The organism is Xenophilus azovorans DSM 13620 (assembly GCF_000745855.1).
GTDB lineage: Bacteria > Pseudomonadota > Gammaproteobacteria > Burkholderiales > Burkholderiaceae_C > Xenophilus > Xenophilus azovorans.
The window spans coordinates 1-15,845 of sequence record NZ_JQKD01000052.1; the positions used below are offsets into that span (position 1 = coordinate 1).

15 protein-coding genes are annotated in these 15,845 nt (G+C 63.4%); 13 read left to right on the forward strand and 2 right to left on the reverse strand.

The features are described from left to right. The first annotated feature begins 168 nt into the window (after nucleotides 1–168). Nucleotides 169–861: a ZIP family metal transporter gene (locus Q392_RS21915; RefSeq protein ID WP_038212364.1), complete on the forward strand. Its 693-nt coding sequence runs from the start codon at nucleotides 169–171 to the stop codon at nucleotides 859–861. A 35-nt stretch (nucleotides 862–896) separates the two neighbouring features. Here the strand turns inward: Q392_RS21915 and Q392_RS21920 are convergent, their stop codons facing one another. Next, nucleotides 897–2,087, reverse strand: coding sequence for a heavy metal sensor histidine kinase (locus Q392_RS21920; RefSeq protein WP_038212367.1), 1,191 nt, complete (start codon nucleotides 2,085–2,087; stop codon nucleotides 897–899). A gap of 128 nt (nucleotides 2,088–2,215) precedes the next feature. Beyond that, the gene (locus Q392_RS21925; protein ID WP_038212369.1) at nucleotides 2,216–2,902 is read right to left on the reverse strand and encodes a heavy metal response regulator transcription factor; all 687 of its coding nucleotides are present in this window, start codon (nucleotides 2,900–2,902) and stop codon (nucleotides 2,216–2,218) included. Nucleotides 2,903–3,046: 144 nt separating this feature from the next. Here Q392_RS21925 and Q392_RS21930 point away from each other — a divergent pair, with 144 nt between their 5' ends. From Q392_RS21930 to Q392_RS21980, 12 genes are all read left to right on the forward strand, one after another. After that, nucleotides 3,047–3,382, forward strand: a complete 336-nt coding sequence (locus tag Q392_RS21930) for a DUF4148 domain-containing protein (RefSeq protein ID WP_038212372.1) — start codon at nucleotides 3,047–3,049, stop codon at nucleotides 3,380–3,382. Nucleotides 3,383–3,587: 205 nt separating this feature from the next. Further along, on the forward strand, nucleotides 3,588–3,941 hold the full coding sequence (locus Q392_RS32160; protein ID WP_084217330.1) for a hypothetical protein: 354 nt from the start codon (nucleotides 3,588–3,590) through the stop codon (nucleotides 3,939–3,941). Between the two features lie 166 nt (nucleotides 3,942–4,107). Then, nucleotides 4,108–5,433, forward strand: coding sequence for a TolC family protein (locus Q392_RS21935; RefSeq protein ID WP_038212374.1), 1,326 nt, complete (start codon nucleotides 4,108–4,110; stop codon nucleotides 5,431–5,433). 2 nt (nucleotides 5,434–5,435) lie between these two features. Next, nucleotides 5,436–7,028 carry an efflux RND transporter periplasmic adaptor subunit gene (locus Q392_RS21940; RefSeq protein ID WP_038212377.1) on the forward strand — a complete coding sequence of 531 codons (1,593 nt, stop codon included), beginning with the start codon at nucleotides 5,436–5,438 and terminating at the stop codon, nucleotides 7,026–7,028. A gap of 16 nt (nucleotides 7,029–7,044) precedes the next feature. Then, nucleotides 7,045–10,233 (forward strand): CusA/CzcA family heavy metal efflux RND transporter, encoded by a 3,189-nt coding sequence (locus Q392_RS21945; RefSeq protein ID WP_038212380.1) that lies wholly within the window; start codon nucleotides 7,045–7,047, stop codon nucleotides 10,231–10,233. Nucleotides 10,234–10,302: 69 nt separating this feature from the next. Continuing rightward, nucleotides 10,303–11,196 carry a LysR family transcriptional regulator gene (locus Q392_RS21950; RefSeq protein WP_038212384.1) on the forward strand — a complete coding sequence of 298 codons (894 nt, stop codon included), beginning with the start codon at nucleotides 10,303–10,305 and terminating at the stop codon, nucleotides 11,194–11,196. A gap of 35 nt (nucleotides 11,197–11,231) precedes the next feature. Next, nucleotides 11,232–11,504: an EexN family lipoprotein gene (locus Q392_RS21955; protein WP_038212385.1), complete on the forward strand. Its 273-nt coding sequence runs from the start codon at nucleotides 11,232–11,234 to the stop codon at nucleotides 11,502–11,504. A 218-nt stretch (nucleotides 11,505–11,722) separates the two neighbouring features. Then, the gene (locus tag Q392_RS21960; RefSeq protein ID WP_038212430.1) at nucleotides 11,723–13,720 is read left to right on the forward strand and encodes a conjugal transfer protein TraG; all 1,998 of its coding nucleotides are present in this window, start codon (nucleotides 11,723–11,725) and stop codon (nucleotides 13,718–13,720) included. Next, complete coding sequence (locus Q392_RS21965) at nucleotides 13,717–14,163, forward strand: CopG family transcriptional regulator (protein WP_011806064.1); 447 nt, start codon at nucleotides 13,717–13,719, stop codon at nucleotides 14,161–14,163. Before Q392_RS21960 ends, Q392_RS21965 begins: the two co-directional genes overlap by 4 nt. Next, a complete protein-coding gene (gene trbB, locus Q392_RS21970; protein WP_011806063.1) occupies nucleotides 14,160–15,194 on the forward strand; it encodes a P-type conjugative transfer ATPase TrbB in 1,035 nt (344 codons plus the stop codon). The genes Q392_RS21965 and trbB overlap by 4 nt, the downstream gene beginning before the upstream one ends. Continuing rightward, on the forward strand, nucleotides 15,191–15,568 hold the full coding sequence (locus tag Q392_RS21975) for a TrbC/VirB2 family type IV secretion system protein (protein WP_011806062.1): 378 nt from the start codon (nucleotides 15,191–15,193) through the stop codon (nucleotides 15,566–15,568). Before trbB ends, Q392_RS21975 begins: the two co-directional genes overlap by 4 nt. Then, nucleotides 15,565–15,837: a VirB3 family type IV secretion system protein gene (locus Q392_RS21980; protein WP_011806061.1), complete on the forward strand. Its 273-nt coding sequence runs from the start codon at nucleotides 15,565–15,567 to the stop codon at nucleotides 15,835–15,837. Before Q392_RS21975 ends, Q392_RS21980 begins: the two co-directional genes overlap by 4 nt. The last annotated feature ends 8 nt before the right edge of the window (nucleotides 15,838–15,845 follow it).

The following is a 15,845-nucleotide window of genomic DNA, read 5'->3' on the forward strand; positions in this document are numbered from 1 at the left end:
TCCGCGTCCGCAAAACTGATCTGGCTCATTCGCGCAGGCTCCTTTGCGCTATTCAACGCGCCGCGGCATGATCGGTGGACTTGTTCAGACCTTCCTAAGAAGTGCAGTAGCGTCATTCCCATCGGCGCGAAATTCTGCGCTCAGTGCGGCAACGCAGTAACTTGAATCATGGTGATCTCGGCCTGGATCTACACCTTGATTCCGGCAGCGGCCGCCATCATCGGAGCTACGGTCGCGGTGAACGTGCGGCCGGGGCCAACACTGGTCAGTGCGATTCAGCACTTTGCCGCTGGCGTCGTGTTCGCGGCGGCGGCCGGCGAAATTTTGCCCGACATCATGCACCGCGCCTCACCTTTGGCGACGATGATCGACGGCGGAATCGGCGTCGCCACCATGCTGCTGGTGAAGCATCTGGAAGCATTGGCGAAGGGGCCAGCCGGTCTCCTGACCGTGATCGGCATCGACATCCTGATTGATGGCTTGGTGCTTGGTATCGGGTTTGCGGCTGGCCCAAAGGTCGGCTTGCTTCTGACCATCGCCCTGACCATTGAGGTTCTGTTCCTGGGATTGACGGTGGCGACGGAACTCGGCGAGAGCGTTCGTTCTCGTGCCAAGGTCATTTGGATTACGTCCGCGCTCGTGCTCTTGCTGCCGATCGGGGCCTTGCTTGGAGCGCCGGTGGCGCTGTTGCCCAACCCTCTTCTGACTGGCTTCTTCGCGTTTGGTCTGATTGCGTTGCTCTACCTCGTGACCGAAGAACTGTTGGTCGAAGCGCACGAAACGCCAGATCGTCCCTGGGTGACGGCGATGTTCTTTGTCGGCTTTCTGGCGCTTCTCCTGCTAGAAGAAGTAATTGGCTAGTAGGCCAGCCTGTTGGTAGGGCGCGACCCGTTGAACTATTGCGTGTTCGGGGTAGGCACCGCGAGCCCGATAGATGTGACGCCGTTGCTCGAATCGACCATAGTCCGCCCTCCGTGCATGCGGGCGATGGCGGCCACGATGGCCAAGCCCAGTCCATGATTGCGGGCGGCATCCGACCGCGCTGCATCTGCCCGGTAGAAGCGGTTGAACAGATTGGGCAAATGCTCGGCTGAGATCGTCGGCCCTTCGTTCATCACCCGCAGGGCGATCTCACCATCCAGTCGGTCGATTTGCACGACAACGGTGCTGTGCGGATGCGCGTGCCGGGTTGCGTTGCCGATCAGGTTGGACAATGCGCGCTGCAATAGGCGCACGTCGGCCAAGCCAGTGGCATCACCATTGATACGAACTTTCAGCCCGGCTTCCTCAATGGCCGCCTCGTGCAATTCCACCACCGCGCGCGCAACGCCGGCCAGACTGGCGACATGCTCGCGGCGGGCTTCAGCTCCTCGGTCGGCTTGCGACAAGAAGAGCATGTCCTGCACGATCATCGACATGCGCTGGATATCTTCGAGGTGCGAGCCCAACACATCCCGCAGCGTGTCGGCATCGCGTGCTTTGCGCAAAGCGACTTCGGTGCCCCCCATCAACGTCGCCAACGGCGTGAACAGTTCATGCGCAACGTCAGCATTGAAGGCTTCCAGTTGTTCGTAGGCTTTGTGCAGACGCTTCAGCAATTCGTTGACGTGGGCCACCAGCGGAGCCAGTTCGTCGGGTTGAGCGGAGCCATCCAGAAGCCGGTGCAGAGTATCGGCCTCCAGCGCCTGGATCTGAGCCGAGAGGTCGCGCACTGGACGCAGCCCGATCTGCACCAGCGTAAATCCGCCAACAGCAATCACCACTGCGCCAGCGAGTGCGGCGGCGACGAGCGTGCGGGCTAGACGCTCTAGCACACGATCGTCCTCGCTGACATCAAGACTCAGCACCGCCTGGATGGGGGGAGTGCCGGTCGTAGCCTCGAATCGCATGTCGATCACGCGGTGATGCACTGGAATGCCGGCGCTGGCATAGATGACGCTGCCGTCGGCACGGGTCAGGATCAATTTCATGTCCTGTCGGCCGACCATGCCATCGTCAAGCTTGTGTGCAAGCGTACCGCTTCCCAACCCTGCTGCCTCAGCAATGAGATGGTTCACCTGGATCTGCTGTTGCCGCAGCGTGTCCATCTGCCGCTCTTTGAAGCTCAGTGCGGTGACGGTGTAAATGCCCAGACAGGTCAAGGCCAGCCCGACCAGGGTGAGAAGTGCGAGCCAGCGGGCAAGCCGCCGCCCCAGCGATCCGGCACGCCTGGGTCTCACGGTTGCCGATCTTCGAGTACGTAGCCCATGCCACGGACGGTGTGCAGCAGTGGGCGCTCGAAGGGCAGGTCGAGCTTGCTCCGAAGGCGACGCACAGCGACGTCGATCACGTTGGTACCGTGATCGAAGTTCACGTCCCATACTTGCTCCGCGATTTCAGTACGTGACAGAACCTCGCCCTTGCGGCGCAAGAGCAGCGTCAGCAGTTGGAACTCCTTTGCGGACAGGTCGATGCGCTGGCCGGCCCGAGTAGCGCGCCGCCTCGCCAGGTCCACTTGCAAGTCCCCAAGGCACAGCACCAGCGCATCAGGCGCGGGTGCAGTACCAGCAGCGCGGCGCAGCAGCACCTCAATGCGTGCCACCAGTTCGGAAAAGGCGAACGGCTTAACGAGGTAGTCGTCCGCTCCCGCCTTCAGTCCGCGTACGCGATCCTCGATGCGATGGCGGGCCGTCAACATGATCACCGGCGTCTGCTTGCTCTGCCGCAGCGCGGCCAGCAAGCCGAAGCCATCAATGCCCGGCAGCATGGTGTCGAGGACGATCAGGTCGTAGTGGCCGTGGGAGGCCATGTGGAGGCCATCAATGCCGTTGGCAGCCACATCGATCACATAGCCCTCTTCAGAGAGACCCTTGCGAAGATAGTCCGCGAGCTTGGCTTCGTCTTCAACGATCAGCAGCTTCATGCGCAGCGTTCCCGCTGCGGCCTCTCGCAACCTGTCCAAATTGTCATCTGCACGTTTTACTCCCGTTCTGTGCCGGTTCTTACATTGTCCTCATGCCTTCGGGCATATCGATTATCTGCACTTAGCAATGGAAAGGACCATGAAATGAAACTGACCCATCTTGCTGCCTTGAAGGCGATCATCCTGGCTACGGCACTCCCCCTGACGGCCCAGGCCAGTTCGATGTGGCACCCGGCCCCCACCGAGGAGGGCTTCACGTACCACCCGGATCACTTCCAGAGTACCAAGACACGCGCCCAGGTGATGGCCGAAGTCGAGGCCGCCCGTAAGGACGGTACGCTGGCGATACTGCAACGTGGAGCACCGTTGCCCATCAAGAGTTCCGAAGCGCCGAAGACGCGCCAGCAGGTTCTCGATGAGATGCGCAGCGAATCACCAGAAGCTCGACGTGCGCGGCTCGAAATGTACTCCGGCGGTTGACCTGCTGCTGCCCGTACCCTGCGCTGTGGCGCCCCCTCGTGTCGCCCCAGTCGTCAAAGCGGCCACAACTCGCCGAATATCGAAGCGGCTCTGATTTGATGCAGGATGAACCTGAGAGGAGGCACGCTACGCGCACGGGGCTCTGAGAAAACCCAAGCAGCGAGGAGTGGCAAAGTAAAGCCTGTACTGCTACACTGTTACCCCTATGCGCAAATGGCTGGCCCTCGTCTTGCTGGTGTTCTTGCCGCTTCAATTCAGTTGGGCGGCAGTGGCCAGTTATTGCCAGCATGAAACCGGAGCTGCGGCCAAGCACTTCGGCCACCATGCGCATCAGCACAAGGCGGCCGACGGCAAGGATGCCAGCCCTGATCCGGCCAAGACCCTGGGTGGCGATCCTGATTGCGCGTCCTGTCATGCCGGGTGCTTCTCGGTCTTGTCAGGGGATGTGAAGCTGGCGTCGCCAGTCAGCCCGTCCCTGGTTACGGGGTATCCCCCGGAGCACCTTGCTGCGCCTCCACCTGAACGTTTAGAGCGCCCTCAGTGGCGTGTCCTCGCCTGATCGGCGGGGAGCGCGTTCCTTTCCCTTCGTCCTCGCCCCTGCCGTCGCGCATGGCGCGCTACGGTATCCAGCCGGCTTCGCGCGGCTGATGTGATGACGTTGCTGGCGATCATCTGGATTGCCCCCCGCCGATTCCCTTGTGTATTTCAAATCACTGGAGAATCGGATGCTGAAGGATATTCACAATTACAACGCGAGGGCGGTTGCGGCAGGCTTGCTCCTTGCGCTCATGACGGGGACGGCTTTCGCTCAGTTATTGCCGACGGCACCAGCTCTTGGGCAGAGCGCCAACGGCGTAGAGCAGATTGAAGCAGCAACGCCCCTGACCCTGCAAAAGGCCGTCGCGCTGGCTTTGGAGGCGAATCTTGACCTGACTGTCGCCCAACGGGAGATCGAGGCCGTGGAGGGCCAGGTAATTCAGGGACGAGTACGTCCTAATCCCGAGCTGGCGTACTCGCTCGAAGACCAACGCACGCCAACCCGCACGCAAAGCGTCCAGATCAATCTGCCCATCGAGCTGGGGGGCAAGCGCGCTGCCCGCATTGCCGCGGCAGAGCGAGGGCGTGACGTCGCAGTTGAAGAACTGAACACGCGGCGCGTCGAAATTCGCGCCGCTGTGGTTGCCGCCTTCTTTGAGGCGCTGGCCGCCCAGGATCGCACGGCCTTAGCCCAGGACAGCGTTGACCTGGCCAGGCAAGCGACGGATGCCGTTGCCAAGCGCGTGACGGCGGGCAAGGTGTCCCCGGTCGAAGAAACCAAGGCTCGGGTGGCCGAAGCCGGCGTGCGGGTTGAACTGGCACAGGCGCAGAGCGAACAACGCAGTGCCCGCGCGCGGCTGGCTAGTTTGCTCGGGGCCAACCCGCCGCGTTTCACCCAGGTAGCGGGCAGCGTGGATGATCTTCCCAACGTCCCTTCGCTGGATGACATCCAGCAGCGCCTGTCGGCCTCTTCGGCACTGCGCCGGGCGCAGTTGGAGATCGAACGTCGCCGGTCGCTGGCCGACGTGGAGCGCAGCAAGCAGACGCCCGATGTCACGGTCAGCCTGGGCGTGAAGCGTCCGAACGAGTTAGCGCGCAATCAGTTAATGCTCGGCATTTCCGTGCCGCTGCCTTTGTTCGACCGCAATCAGGGCAATCTGCTGGAAGCGTTGAAGCGTGAAGACAAGGCGAGGGATGAACTTCAGGCGTTGAATCTGCGCCTCAGCACAGAGGTGTTGCAAGCCCGCGAGCGGCTGGCGTCGGTTCGCGGCGAGATCGACGTATTGCAGCGAGAGGTGCTGCCAGGGGCCAAGAGCGCCTATGACGCGGCCACCGTGGGCTTTGGTTACGGCAAGTTCAACTTTCTGGAAGTGCTGGACGCGCAACGCACCTACTTTGCCGCCAAGTCCCAATACCTCAAGGCGCTCGCCGATGCGCACCGCGCGGCGGCGGACATGGATCGCGTGATCGGCGCATCCGAATCCACGACCACCCTGCCTGCAAACAAGGAATGAACATGAAACCCGAAACGAACAAACTGAACGTCAGCAAGAAGCAGTGGTTTGCCATCGCCGTGATCGCCGCAGTGGGCATAGGACTGGGCAGCGCCATTCTCGGCGGCAAGACGGATAAGAGCGCTGAGGGTGAGGGTCACGGCAGCCACGTGGAAGCCAAGGCCCACAGTGATGGTGAGCATCATGGCAAGACGGGCGCAGACTCCCACGAGGACGACAAAGGCCATGCGGACGGCGAGCACCACGAGGGGTCAAGCAAGGGGCCGCATGGCGGCAAGCTGTTCAAAGAAGGGGACTTCGGATTGGAAGCCTTACTCGCTGAGGACGGCGGCGAACCACGCCTGCGAATCTGGCTCTACGAAAGGGAAAAGGCGCTAGCCAGCAGCGCCGCCAAGGTTAGCGCTACCGTTACACGCCTGACTGGGGAAAAGCAGGCGCTCAACTTCACTCCCGACAAGGACAGCCTGTTGAGTCGAGAGATTGTCCCGGAACCTCATGCGTTCGAGATCAGCATCGTGGCTCAGACGGCCAACGCGCCTTTCACGTTCAGCTTCAGCCAGGAGGAAGGAAAAGTCGAACTCAGCGATGCGCAAATCAAGGCTGCATCCATCGGCATTGACACCGCAGGGGCTGCAAGCATCAAGTCTGCCCTGCAATTGCCGGGTGAGATTAGGCTGAATGAAGACCGCACCTCGCACGTTGTTCCGCGCATTGCGGGTGTTGTCGAAAGTGTGCAGGCCAGTTTGGGGCAAACGGTCAAGAAGGGGCAGGTGCTCGCCGTTATCGCCAGCCCTGCCGCATCCGAGCAGCGCAGCGAGTTGCAGACGGCGCAAAAGCGGCTGGCCTTGGCCCAGACAACTTTTGAACGCGAGAAGCGGCTGTGGGAACAGAAGATTTCCGCCGAGCAGGACTACCTGCAAGCCGGCCAGGCGCTGAACGAGGCGCAGGTCGCCGTAGCCAACGCGCAGCAGAAGCTGTCGGCCGTGGGCTTGGCCCCAGGTTCCTCGGGCGGGCTGAACCGCTTCGAGCTGCGTGCGCCCTTCGATGGCATGGTGATTGAAAAGCACCTCAGCCTGGGCGAGGCCGTCAAGGAAGACGCCGCCGTGTTCACGGTGTCCGACCTGGGCCAGGTCTGGGCAGAGATCAACGTGCCCGCCAAGGATTTGCCGCTGGTCAGAGTGGGTGAAAAGGTCAGCATCAAAGCCACGGCATTCGATGCCAGCGCGCAAGGGACCATCACTTTCGTGGGTGCGCTGATCGGCGAACAAACCCGCATGGCCAAGGCTCGTGTGGTCTTGGCCAATCCCCAGGGCGCGTGGCGTCCCGGCCTGTTCGTCAATGTGGAAGTGATTGCGTCCGAAACCGCCGTGACAGTCAGCGTGGCTAGCGACGCTATTCAGAGCGTGGGGGACAAGCCGGTCGTTTTCGTCAAGGTGAAGGACGGCTTTGTGGCCCAGCCTGTGCAGTTGGGCCGCAGCGATGGCAAGCGGGTCGAGGTACTGCAAGGTCTTCAAGCAGGTGCGGCATATGCGGCCGCAGGCAGTTTCGTCGTGAAGTCTGAACTCGGCAAAGCCTCTGCCGAGCACACCCATTGATGCCGGAGCTACGCCCATGTTTGAAAAACTTATTCGCGCGGCCATCGAGCACCGATGGCTAGTGCTGTTAGCTGCCATTGGCATGGCCGCCGTCGGCGTGTTCAGCTACCAGAAGTTGCCCATCGACGCCGTGCCGGACATCACCAACGTCCAAGTGCAGATCAATACCCAGGCGCCGGGCTATTCACCGTTGGAGACCGAGCAACGGGTGACCTACCCCATTGAAACCGTGATGGCGGGCCTGCCCAACCTGGAGCAAACCCGCTCTCTTTCGCGCTATGGCCTCTCGCAAGTGACCGTGATCTTCGAGGACGGCACCGACATTTACTTTGCGCGCCAGTTGGTCAATGAGCGCATCCAGGAAGCACGGGATAAATTGCCGGTCGGCATCACACCTGCGCTGGGGCCGATCTCCACCGGCCTGGGGGAGATTTACCTGTGGACGGTCGAGGCGAAGGACGGTGCGAAGAAACCCGACGGCATGCCCTACACGGCAACAGACCTGCGCGAGATTCAGGATTGGATCATCAAGCCGCAGTTGCGCAACGTGCCCGGTGTGACTGAAATCAACTCGATTGGCGGTTATGCCAAGGAGTATCAGATCGCACCTATACCCGCTCGCTTGGCTTCGCTCGGCGTTACCCTGCAAGACATCGTGACGGCACTGGATCGCAACAACGGCAACGTGGGTGCGGGCTATATCGAGAAGCGCGGCGAACAGTACCTGATCCGTGCGCCTGGGCAAGTCAAGACCCTGGAGGACATTGGCAACGTTATCCTCAGCAGTGCGGGCGGCGTGCCGATACGGGTGCGTGACGTGGCGGACGTGGGGCTGGGGCGTGAACTGCGCACCGGCGCGGCCACGGACAACGGCCGCGAGGTGGTGCTGGGCACTGTGTTCATGCTCATCGGCCAGAACAGCCGTACGGTTTCGCAGGCCGTGGACAAGAAGATGGTGGAGATCAACCGCAGCTTGCCCGAGGGCGTGCATGCGGTGACGGTCTACGACCGCACTGTGCTGGTGGACAAGGCCATCGCCACGGTGAAGAAGAATCTGCTGGAAGGCGCGATCCTGGTGATCGTGATCCTGTTCCTGTTCCTGGGCAATATCCGCGCGGCCATCATCACGGCGACGGTGATTCCCTTGTCGATGCTGTTCACCTTCACTGGCATGGTGCATTACAAGGTGAGCGCCAACCTGATGAGCCTCGGGGCGCTGGACTTCGGCATCATCATCGACGGAGCGGTGGTGATCGTCGAGAACTGCGTGCGACGCTTGGCCCATGCACAGGCGCACTACGGCAGACCGTTGACGCGGGCGGAACGCTTTCACGAGGTGTTCCTGGCATCGAAGGAATCACGCCGCGCGCTGCTGTTCGGGCAACTCATCATCATGGTGGTCTACCTGCCCATCTTCGCCCTGACGGGGGTGGAAGGGAAGATGTTCCACCCGATGGCGTTCACGGTGGTGGCCGCGCTGGTGGGGGCCATGATCCTGTCGGTGACTTTCATTCCGGCAGCGGTCGCCCTATTCATCGGCCACCGGGTCAGCGAGACAGAGAACTTCCTGGTCGTGCAGGCCAAGCGCTGGTATGGCCCGCTGCTGGATCGCGTGATGACGGCTAAAGCGGTGGTGCTCACGGCAGCCGCCGTGGCAGTGGTGCTGTGCGGCCTGATCGCCACCCGTATGGGCAGCGAGTTCGTGCCCAGCCTGAACGAAGGCGATTTCGCCATCCAGGCCCTGCGCATTCCTGGCACCAGCCTATCGCAATCGGTCGCGATGCAGCAGCGCCTGGAAGCGACGCTGAAGGCTAAGTTCCCCGAGATCGACCGCGTTTTCGCGCGCACCGGCACGGCTGAAATCGCGTCCGACCCCATGCCGCCGAACATTTCCGACGGCTACATCATGCTCAAGCCGGTGTCCGAGTGGCCGGAGCCGCGCAAGTCGCGCGACGAATTGCTGGCGGCCATTCAGGATGTCGTGGGCAAGGTGCCGGGCAACAACTACGAGTTCTCGCAGCCTATCCAATTGCGCTTCAACGAACTCATTTCAGGGGTTCGCAGCGATGTGGCGGTGAAGATTTTTGGCGACGACATGGATGTCCTGAATAAGACGGGTGAAGAGATCTCGTCCATGTTGCAGAAGATTCCCGGCGCGTCCGAGGTCAAGGTGGAGCAAACCACCGGTTTGCCCATGCTGACCGTGAATATCGACCGCCAAAAAGCCTCGCGCTATGGGCTTAACGTGGCCGACATCCAAGATGCCGTGGCCACCGCCATCGGCGGGCGTGAGGCTGGCACCCTGTTCGAGGGCGACCGCCGCTTCGACATCCTGGTTCGCCTGCCGGAGTCCTTGCGCAACGACCTGGACAGCATGAAGCGCCTGCCGATTCCGCTGCCGCGCGGAACGGGTGGGACCGGCAGTGCCGAAGGACGGACGAACTTCATCCAATTGGCCGAGGTGGCGAGCTTCGAGCTGGCACCCGGCCCCAACCAGGTCAGCCGCGAAAACGGCAAGCGCCGCATCGTGGTGAGCGCCAACGTGCGCGGCCGTGACGTGGGCTCATTCGTGGCCGACGCCGAGGCGGCGCTGGCACAGGTCAAGATTCCCACGGGCTACTGGACGAGTTGGGGCGGTACTTTCGAGAATCTGCAATCAGCCACGCAGCGTTTGCAGATCGTCGTGCCGGTGTCGCTGCTGCTGGTGTTCCTGCTGTTGTTCGCCATGTTCGGCAATGTCAAGGACGGCTTGCTGGTCTTTACTGGCATTCCGTTCGCGCTGACCGGCGGCATCTTGGCGCTGTGGCTGCGCGACATTCCTCTGTCGATTTCCGCTGCCGTGGGCTTCATCGCGCTGTCAGGTGTGGCCGTGCTCAATGGCCTAGTGATGATTTCCTACATCCGCGGGTTGCGCGAGGACGGAACACCGCTGGATGAAGCCATCCGCGAGGGCGCGCTGACACGCTTGCGGCCGGTGCTGATGACAGCCCTAGTGGCGTCGCTGGGTTTCATCCCGATGGCGATTGCCACGGGAACAGGCGCGGAAGTGCAACGCCCCCTGGCTACCGTAGTGATCGGAGGCATCTTGTCTTCCACCGTGCTGACGCTGCTGGTGCTACCGATTCTGTATCGGCTGGCCCATCGCCCGGACGAGCAAGAAGAGGATGTCACGGCAGAGCCCGCACATGAGGGCGTAACCGCTTGAAAGGAACAGCGATGAACGCCGTTACGGCACCACGACAGACTCCTTCAAGCTTTACAGGGACATCGACTCATGGAATTCCGTCACCTTCGGTACTTTCTGGCCGTTGCTGAGGAGCTGCACTTCGCCCGCGCTGCGGAGCGGCTGCATATCGAACAGTCACCACTGTCGCGCGCCATCAGGGAATTGGAAGAAGAATTGGGCGCACAACTGTTCGTGCGTACCAGCCGCAGCACGCGCCTGACGCTTGCGGGCAAGCTGCTGATGGAGAACGCGCCTCGCGTGCTGTTGGCGCTGGACCAAGCGCGTGAGAGCGTGAAGGCAGCGGCCAATGGCTTTCACGGCCGGTTGCGCGTGGCGCTGTCCGACGGCATCAGCCCCTCGCGCCTGCCGGCACTGCTGGCGCGCTGCCGCGAGGAAGACCCGGAGATCGAGATCCGCCTGTTCGAGGTGCCGCTGGCCCAGCAGCTCAGCGGCCTGCGTGACGATCTATACGACGCGGGCTTCTCGATGGCCGACGAGGTGGGCGACGGCATCATCATCGAACCCGCCTGGGAGGATGAGCTGATGGTCGCCATGCCCGCGCGCCATGAACTACTGGCCCACAGGCGGGTACCGCTGGATGAAGTGCTGCAACATCCCCTGGTGCTGGGCGACCCGGCAGTTTGCGAAGGCCATGCCAAGCAGATCGACCGCATCCTGCGCAAGCAGGACCGGGAGCCCTTGATCGAACAGTACGTCGCCACGTTCGACGTGATGATGACTTTCGTGTCGGCCGGCTTGGCGCTGGGGCTCGCAGGCGCCGCGCACATCGCTTCCAGCCACGAGCCGGGCGTGGTGGGCCGACCGCTCGCGGGAAAGTCGCCCATGCTCACCACCTATCTGCTGCGCCGCGACGCCGAGCCGTCGCAGGCGCTAGCCCGCTTTATCGAGCGGGTCGAAGCCCTGGTACCGGGAGACGCTTAGCCATTGGCCCCGTTTCACTTCGGAGGATTCAAGCCATGAACCTATCCAAGATCATCGCTATGTCGTCGCTAGCAGTTCTGCTGGTCGCCTGCGGCAAGTCTGAGCCGTCCAAGCCCGCCGCCGTGCCCAGCGTGGAGCAACTGGCTGCTGACCCCGTGCGTTTGCGAGAACTGCGCCAGCAGTGCAAGACGGATCGTCCGACGATGGGCGACGTGCTGTGCAACCGAGTGGCCGAAGCGACGAACCGGCGTTTCCTGGGTGACGGCAAGGTGCCTTATACGCCGCCGAAGGAACCGCCGAAGTTCTGATGGTCGGTTTGCCGCAACGCACCTGCGCGTGCCTGCGCCTTTTTGCGCGCTGCGCAGCAGCGCGCCCGTTGTGGCGGTCTTTCGCCCCAGTTCTTCCCTGCCGGAAACCATGCTTTTTGCGGCATCAACATGCCGATAACGGTCTTTGACCGGCACGCCCAGCGGCACTGATCCTCACGAGGGCGGCACATGCCTGTGCTGCGATCGGAGGCTGGATGATGCAGGGAACGAACGTGCTGTTCGGTCAGATTGCCGTGGTGTTCGGCATCGTGATCGCTGGGGTGTGGAGCGCCACGCAATGGACAGCCGCCGCCCTGGGCTATCAGCTACGCCTTGGCTCGCCCTGGTTCGATTTCTTCGGTACGCCGGTCTATCACCCGTGGCGGCTGTTCGAGTGGTGGTTCGTCTTCGACGCCTACGCGCCGCGCGTGTTCGACACCGGCGGCGCCATCGCGGGCGGCAGCGGCTTGCTGGCGGTGGTGGTCGCCATCGGCATGTCGATATGGCGCTCGCGCCAGTCGCGCCTGGTCACGACCTACGGCTCGGCCCGCTGGGCGAACGCGGATGACATTCGCAAGGCCGGCCTCACGCAACCGGCCGGCGTGTTCCTCGGCCAGCACGATCGCCAGTACCTGCGACATGAGGGGCCGGAGCACGTCCTGACCTTTGCGCCCACGCGCAGCGGCAAAGGCGTCGGCCTAGTGGTGCCGACACTGCTTTCCTGGCCTGCATCCGCCGTCATCCACGACATCAAGGGCGAGAACTGGCAGATCACCGCAGGCTGGCGTTCGCGCTTCTCGCATTGCCTGCTGTTCAACCCGACCGATGCGAAGTCGGCCGCCTACAACCCGCTGCTGGAGGTGCGGCGCGGCGCGTATGAAGTGCGCGACGTGCAGAACATCGCGGACATTCTGGTCGATCCCGAAGGCGCGCTGGAGAAGCGCAACCATTGGGAAAAGACCAGCCACGCGCTGTTGGTCGGCGCCATCCTGCATGTGCTCTACGCGGGCGAGGACAAGACGCTGCGCGGCGTCGCCAACTTTCTCTCCGACCCGGCCAGCCCGTTCGAGCTGACCCTGCACCGGATGATGACCACGCCGCACTTGGGCGATGGGCCGCATCCTGTCGTCGCTTCGGCGGCGCGCGAAGTGCTCAACAAGTCGGACAACGAACGCTCGGGCGTGCTGTCCACGGCCATGTCGTTCCTGGGCCTGTACCGCGATCCCACGGTGGCCGAAGTCACGTCGCGGTGCGATTGGCGCATTGCCGACCTGATCGCAGCCGAGCATCCGGTGTCGCTGTATCTGGTGGTGCCGCCTTCGGACATTTCGCGGACGAAGCCGCTCATTCGCCTGATCCTCAACCAGATCGGGCGGCGCCTCACCGAATCGCTGGATGGCTCCGACGGCATCGAGCGACGCCACAAGCTGCTGCTGATGCTCGACGAGTTCCCGGCGCTCGGGCGCCTGGACTTCTTCGAGACGGCGCTGGCCTTCATGGCGGGCTACGGCATCCGTAGCTTCCTCATCGCGCAATCGCTCAACCAGATCGACAAGGCGTATGGGCAGAACCACTCTATCCTCGACAACTGCCATGTGCGTGTGACGTTCGCCACGAACGACGAACGCACCGCCAAACGCATCTCCGAGACGCTGGGCACGGCCACCGAGCTGCGCGCGCAGCGCAACTACGCGGGCCACCGGCTGGCGCCGTGGCTGGGCCACCTGATGGTGTCGCGCCAGGAAACCGCGCGCCCGCTGCTGACGCCGGGCGAAGTCATGCAGCTTCCGCCCGACGAGGCGGTGGTGATGGTGTCCAGCGTGGCGCCGATCAAGGCGAAGAAGCTGCGCTACTACGCGGACAGCAATTTCAAGCATCGCTTGCTGCCGCCGCCCACGCTGGCGGACGGGCAGTACGCCGACGCGCCGCCGGCCCGCGCCGATAACTGGAGCGGGCTGGCAATTCCTGCGGTGCCGGCATCTCTCGTCGCGGAGACCGTTGGCGACCTTGGCAGCGCCGATGACGGCGGCCCGCGTCGCCAGCCCGAACTCTCCGAAACCGCCGCCTACGACCCCGAGCTGGCCGCGCCTGCGGCCGACCTTGGGCTGCTCGATGACGACGACTTGCCGCTTCCCCTTCCTCGCCAGCTCGACCCAACCATGCAGCGCACGGCCCGGCTGGCTTCCCTCGACCCTGACGACGGAATCGACCTATGACCCAACACCGCCTCAACGTGTTCATCCAGCCGGAGCATGGCAAGCGGCTCGACGAACTGGCCGCCAAGAAAGGCGTATCCAAGTCCAGCATCGTCGCCGCCGCCTTGGCGTCGTGGTTGTCGCCTGATGCTGCCGACCAGCGCGAGGCGGCGATTGCCAAGCGGCTGGATCGCCTGTCACGGCACGCCGAGCGCATGGAACGCGACCAGAACATCCAGATCGAAACGCTGGCACTGTTCATCCGCTACTTCCTCACGGTGAGCACGCCCGTGCCCGAAGCGCATCAGGACGCAGCGCGCGCCCAGGGCAAGGCGCGCTTCGAGCAGTTCGTCGAACAACTCGGGCGGCATTTGCTGCGCGGTCGCAGTCTGGTGCGGGACGTGGTGGAAGAACTGCATCCAGACCCGGCACGCATGGACGACGCGCAGGAGCGCGCGTCATGAGCGCCGTTCCTTCCTTCACCGCCGTTTCACTGGATCGCCGCATCCTGATGCTGCGCACGGCGATGGGGCCGCTGATCGCCGCCGCGCTGGAAGACCCGGACGTGGTGGAAATCATGCTCAACCCGGATCGCACCTTGTGGATCGACCGGCTTTCGTCGGGTCGCGCGCCGATGGGTGTGGAGCTGTCCGAGGCCGACGGCGAACGAATCATCCGGCTGGTCGCGGCCCACGTCGGCGCGGAAGTCCACCGCGGCCAGCCACTGTTGACGGCGGAACTGCCCGAGACGGGCGAACGCTTCGAGGGCATCCTGCCGCCCGCTGCGCCGGGGCCGGCCTTTGCGTTGCGCAAGCGCGCCTTTGGCGTGATCCCGCTGTCGCGCTACATCGAGGACGAAATGATGACCGCCGCGCAGGCGGGCTTGCTGGTGCGCGCCGTGCGCGAACGCCAGAACATCCTGATCGCCGGCGGGACGAGTACCGGCAAGACCACCTTGGCCAATGCGCTATTGGCCGAGATCGCCGCCACGGGCGACCGCGTATTGGTGCTCGAAGACACGGTGGAGCTGCAATGCGCGGCCCGCGACCACGTGCCGCTGCGCACACGCCAGGGCGTGGTGTCCATGACCGAGCTGGTGCGATCTTCGATGCGCCTGCGCCCGGATCGTGTCGTCGTCGGCGAGGTGCGTGGCGCCGAGGCATTGGATCTCATCAAAGTCTGGGGCACTGGCCATCCGGGCGGCATCGCCACCATCCACGCCGGCTCCGTACTGGGCGCACTGCTGCGCCTGGAGCAACTGATTCTCGAAGTGGCGGTGAACCCGCCCCGTGCGCTGATCGCGGAAGCGGTCAACGTGGTGATCCACATCGCCGGGCGCGGACGCAAGCGCCGCATCGAGAGCATCGCCCGCGTCGTCGGCTTCGATGGCGTGGGCTACCAACTGGCGGATGCGCTGGAGGCTCCATTCCCGGAGCTGCTGCCGCAGTCCGACCTTTCCTCCCTGTCCCCTGACCACTCTGGAGAACTTCCATGACGCACGCTGATGCTTTCCGTATTTCCGCAAATCCGCTTCCTCGGCCCGCACGGCTGGATGGCCTGGCTCGCCCGGCCATGCAGGGCTTGATGCTCGCGGCGCTGATGTTGCTGCTCGCAGGCACCGCGCAGGCCGCGGGTTCCTCGATGCCCTGGGAAGGGCCGCTGCAATCCATCCTCGAATCCATCCAGGGGCCGGTGGCGCGCATCGTCGCGGTCATCATCATCATCGCCACGGGCTTGGCGCTGGCCTTCGGCGATACCTCGGGCGGGTTCCGCAAGCTGATCCAGATCGTGTTTGGCCTGTCCATCGCGTTCGCCGCTTCGAGCTTCTTCCTGTCGTTCTTCAGCTTCTCCGGTGGGGCCGTCGTATGAACGGCCCACACGATGGAATACCCGGCTTCGAGGTGCCGCTACATCGGTCTCTGACCGAGCCGATCCTGATGGGCGGCGCTCCGCGCACCGTGGCCATCACCAACGGCACCTTGGCCGCTGCCGTGGGCCTGGGCTTGCAGATGTGGATTCCTGGGCTGGTGCTTTGGATCGTCGGCCATTCGCTGGCGGTCTGGGGTGCGCGTGTCGATCCGCAGTTCATGGCCGTGTTCGCGCGGCACATCAAGCACCGGCCGCTGCTGGACGTGTGAGGTGATGC

Coding starts and splice junctions, on each gene's coding strand:
- Q392_RS21915 (WP_038212364.1), top strand. CDS start 169: ATGGTGATCTCGGCCTGGATCTACACCTTGATTCCGGCAGCGGCCGCC.
- Q392_RS21920 (WP_038212367.1), bottom strand. CDS start 2,087: ATGGACACGCTGCGGCAACAGCAGATCCAGGTGAACCATCTCATTGCT.
- Q392_RS21925 (WP_038212369.1), bottom strand. CDS start 2,902: ATGAAGCTGCTGATCGTTGAAGACGAAGCCAAGCTCGCGGACTATCTT.
- Q392_RS21930 (WP_038212372.1), top strand. CDS start 3,047: ATGAAACTGACCCATCTTGCTGCCTTGAAGGCGATCATCCTGGCTACG.
- Q392_RS32160 (WP_084217330.1), top strand. CDS start 3,588: ATGCGCAAATGGCTGGCCCTCGTCTTGCTGGTGTTCTTGCCGCTTCAA.
- Q392_RS21935 (WP_038212374.1), top strand. CDS start 4,108: ATGCTGAAGGATATTCACAATTACAACGCGAGGGCGGTTGCGGCAGGC.
- Q392_RS21940 (WP_038212377.1), top strand. CDS start 5,436: ATGAAACCCGAAACGAACAAACTGAACGTCAGCAAGAAGCAGTGGTTT.
- Q392_RS21945 (WP_038212380.1), top strand. CDS start 7,045: ATGTTTGAAAAACTTATTCGCGCGGCCATCGAGCACCGATGGCTAGTG.
- Q392_RS21950 (WP_038212384.1), top strand. CDS start 10,303: ATGGAATTCCGTCACCTTCGGTACTTTCTGGCCGTTGCTGAGGAGCTG.
- Q392_RS21955 (WP_038212385.1), top strand. CDS start 11,232: ATGAACCTATCCAAGATCATCGCTATGTCGTCGCTAGCAGTTCTGCTG.
- Q392_RS21960 (WP_038212430.1), top strand. CDS start 11,723: ATGCAGGGAACGAACGTGCTGTTCGGTCAGATTGCCGTGGTGTTCGGC.
- Q392_RS21965 (WP_011806064.1), top strand. CDS start 13,717: ATGACCCAACACCGCCTCAACGTGTTCATCCAGCCGGAGCATGGCAAG.
- trbB (WP_011806063.1), top strand. CDS start 14,160: ATGAGCGCCGTTCCTTCCTTCACCGCCGTTTCACTGGATCGCCGCATC.
- Q392_RS21975 (WP_011806062.1), top strand. CDS start 15,191: ATGACGCACGCTGATGCTTTCCGTATTTCCGCAAATCCGCTTCCTCGG.
- Q392_RS21980 (WP_011806061.1), top strand. CDS start 15,565: ATGAACGGCCCACACGATGGAATACCCGGCTTCGAGGTGCCGCTACAT.